We start from the raw sequence: 3,179 nt of genomic DNA on the forward strand, positions 1-3,179 counted from the left end.
GCTCTCGTGCGCGCCACGGACGCGGCCACATACGTCAACGTCTTCGCGCTGACCGGCATCGCCACGGTCCTCGTCACCCGCGCCTTCCTCGCCCGGGCGGGCTATCCCAAGCTGGGCGGGGGCGGCGGAAGCCCGCTGCACATCGCGCACATGCTGTGGGGCGGCCTGCTGATGATGGCGGCGATCCTGCTCACGCTCGGCTTCCTCGGCAGGGCGGCCCGCCTCGCCGGTGCCTTCGTCGGCGGCATCGGCTTCGGGCTCTTCATCGACGAGGTCGGCAAACAGATCACGGACGAGCCGGGGTATTTCTACCAACCGGCCGCCGGGATCATCTACTTGAGCTTCGCGCTGCTGCTCCTCCTCACCCACCTCATACGCCTGCGCGCGGCGAGGACCACCGGGCTCGACGCGCGGCAGCGCTCCGTGAACGCCGCCGACGTGGCCCTGGCCGGTGTCGCCGACGGGCTCACGGCCGAGCAGCGCCGCGCGGCGCTGCGGCTCGTCGAGGGCTCGGACCGCGAGCTGGACGCGGCGCTGGCGCGGCTGATCGCCGCGGTCCCCGAGCGCCCGGCGGCCGCGCCCTCCTGGTGGCGGACGTGGGCGTCCGGCGCGGGACGTGCGCTGCGGTGGCTGGCGCGCACCCGCATCGTGCTCGCCCTGGCCGTGCTCTGCCTGCTGACCGAGGCGCTGCTGTTCTCCGTCTGGATGTCCGTGGACTTCTTCGGCGGACAGCTGGCGCGGGAGCCGCAGCCGGGTGCCCATCTCGCGGTCGCGCTCACCGAAGTGGTCTCGGCCGTCCTCGGCCTCACCGGACTGATACGCCTGCGCGGAGACGGGGTGACGGCCCTCCGCCTCTTTCGGGCGGCGCTGCTCGTGGACATGTTTGTCGGCCAGATATTCAAGTTCACGATGGACCAGTTCGCCGCGGTGGTGGAGCTGGGCATCGACCTCGGGCTGCTCTGGGTGATCTCGGTGTTCCTGGCCGCTCAGCGCGACCGGGCACCGGACGCCCTCGCGCCTCCCCGCACCGGCTCCCGCACCGTCGCCCTCGCCGCCTCCGTCGCGGCCGGGGGGCCTGCCGCGGTGGCGTCGGACTCCTCGGCGGCCCGCGCGTCGTAGGCGGCCCGCGCGGCGGCGATCTCGTTCTGGTGGTCCTCCGTCCAGGAGACCAGGGCCTGGATCGTGTGGTGCAAGGTGCCGCCGAGCGGGGTGAGTTCGTACTCGACCCGGGGCGGCACGACGGGGTGCACGGTCCGCTTGACGAGGCCGTCGCGCTCCAACTGCCGGAGCGTGACCGTCAGCATCCGCTGGCTGATGCCGTCGATCTCCCGCCGCAGCTCCGTGAAGCGCAGGCGGCGGCGGTCCAGGAGCGCGATGACCAGCAGCGACCACTTGTCGGCCACCCGGTCGAGGATCTGCCGCACCTGGCAGTCCTCGCGGGTGTCCCACTGGAAGGGATCGGCTTCGCCGTAGTCCACGGTGCCCGGGAGGTTACTCGGTGACTTTGAAGTGCCTTCTTCCACAGCTCCCGATGCTGCCGCAGGATGCCAGTGGTTACAAGAGGGAACCGACCCTCATCCACGTAACCGCCCCTACTTGCCGTGCTGCCTGTAAGGAGTTCTGCCATGAGTGCACGCGCCTGGGCGTTACTGCTCGTCCTCTGCGGCACGATCTTCCTCGAAGGCATCGACATCGCGATGATCGCGATAGCGATCCCGGACATCAGGTCCGACCTGGGGCTGTCGACCGGCACGGCCGCGTGGGTCGTCAGCGCGTACGTCCTCGGGTACGCGGGTTTCACACTGCTCGGCGGGCGGGCGGCCGATCTGCTGGGCAGGCGGCGGATGTTCCTGCTCTGGCTGGGCGTCTTCATGGCCTTCTCCGGGCTCGGCGGCTTCGCGACCGAGGGGTGGATGCTGGTCGTGGCGCGGTTCGTGACCGGGGTGGCGGCCGCGTTCATGACACCGGCGGCGATGTCGATCATCACCACCTCGTACGAGGAGGGGCCCGAGCGGAGCAGAGCGCTGCTCATCTTCGCCGGAACGTCGGCGGGCGGCTTCTCGCTCGGCCTGGTGGTGGGTGGGCTGCTCACCGAACTCGGCTGGCAGTGGGTCTTCTTCACGCCGGTGCTCGTCGCGGGGGTGATCCTCGCGGGGGCGCTGCGGCTCATTCCGAGGGAGGCTCCGGCGACGGCGGGTCGGGTGGCATCGGCCGGGGCGGCGCGGGCCCGGACGCGCGGGCGGGGGTTCGACCTGCCGGGCGCGGCCACGGCGGCCGGGGCGATGCTGCTCCTCGCCTACGCCATCGTCCAGCTCGAGCACGGCTTCTCCGACTGGCCGTTGATCGTCGGCTCGATGGGCGCGGGGCTGCTGCTCGTCGGCGTGTTCGTGCGGATCGAGCGGCGCGCGGCGGACCCGCTGGTGCGGCTCGGGATCTTCCGCACGGGGTCCGTGGTGCGGGCCGGGTTCGGCGCGCTGTTGTACCTCGGGGCCTTCATGGGTTTCCAGTTCGTCCTGACGCTCTACCTCCAGGAGCTGCGCGGCTGGTCGTCGTGGCAGACCGCCGTCGCGATGGTCGTGCTGGGCTGCGACGTGTTCCTGTCGCCGACGCTCACCCCGCGCCTGGTCCGGAGGTTCGGCAACGCGCGCGTGATCCTCGGCGGGTTCCTGCTGGCTCTCGCGGCGTACGTGCTGTTCCTGCCGGTCGGCATGGACTGGCCCTACCTGGCTATGTTCCCGACCCTGTTCCTCGCGGGCATCGGCTTCGCGCTCACGCTCGGCCCCCAGATGATCGCGGCGACGGACGGCGTGCCGGTGAAGGAGCAGGGGCTGGCGAGCGGGCTGCTGCAGACCGCCACGCAGTTCGGCGCCGCGATCGGGATATCCGCGGTGACGGCCGTCCACGGCCTGGTCTCGGCGGGCGCCACGCATCAGGGCGCAGACGCGGGAGCGGGCTCGGGCCTGGGTGCCGAGGCGGATCTGTCGGCGTTCCGGTGGGCGTTGCTCGTGCCGGTGGCCATGGCGGCGGTGGGCACGGTCGTCGCGGCGGTCGGGGTGCGCCGCCGTGGGGGGCGATGACGGGCCGACGGGACGGGGGAACGCGCCTGTCAGACCACCGGCTCCCGCTCTTCACGAGCGGTGCCGGTGGGGTTGGTGGGGCCGGTGGTGTCGGTGCTGCCA

Annotated in this window: 2 protein-coding genes; one reads left to right on the forward strand and one right to left on the reverse strand. The window is 72.0% G+C overall.

Going from position 1 to position 3,179, the window contains the following annotated elements:
• Positions 1–986 precede the first annotated feature (986 nt).
• On the reverse strand, positions 987–1,523 hold the full coding sequence (locus AOK03_RS34790) for a winged helix-turn-helix transcriptional regulator (RefSeq protein WP_055569381.1): 537 nt from the start codon (positions 1,521–1,523) through the stop codon (positions 987–989).
• Positions 1,524–1,625: 102 nt separating this feature from the next.
• Here AOK03_RS34790 and AOK03_RS34795 point away from each other — a divergent pair, with 102 nt between their 5' ends.
• On the forward strand, positions 1,626–3,077 hold the full coding sequence (locus tag AOK03_RS34795) for an MFS transporter (protein ID WP_055569382.1): 1,452 nt from the start codon (positions 1,626–1,628) through the stop codon (positions 3,075–3,077).
• Positions 3,078–3,179: the final 102 nt, after the last annotated feature.

The organism is Streptomyces atriruber (assembly GCF_001418325.1).
Lineage (GTDB): Bacteria > Actinomycetota > Actinomycetes > Streptomycetales > Streptomycetaceae > Streptomyces > Streptomyces atriruber.

Bases quoted from the DNA above. Each gene is read 5' to 3' on its own strand.
- AOK03_RS34795 (WP_055569382.1), top strand. From the start codon at position 1,626: ATGAGTGCACGCGCCTGGGCGTTACTGCTCGTCCTCTGCGGCACGATC.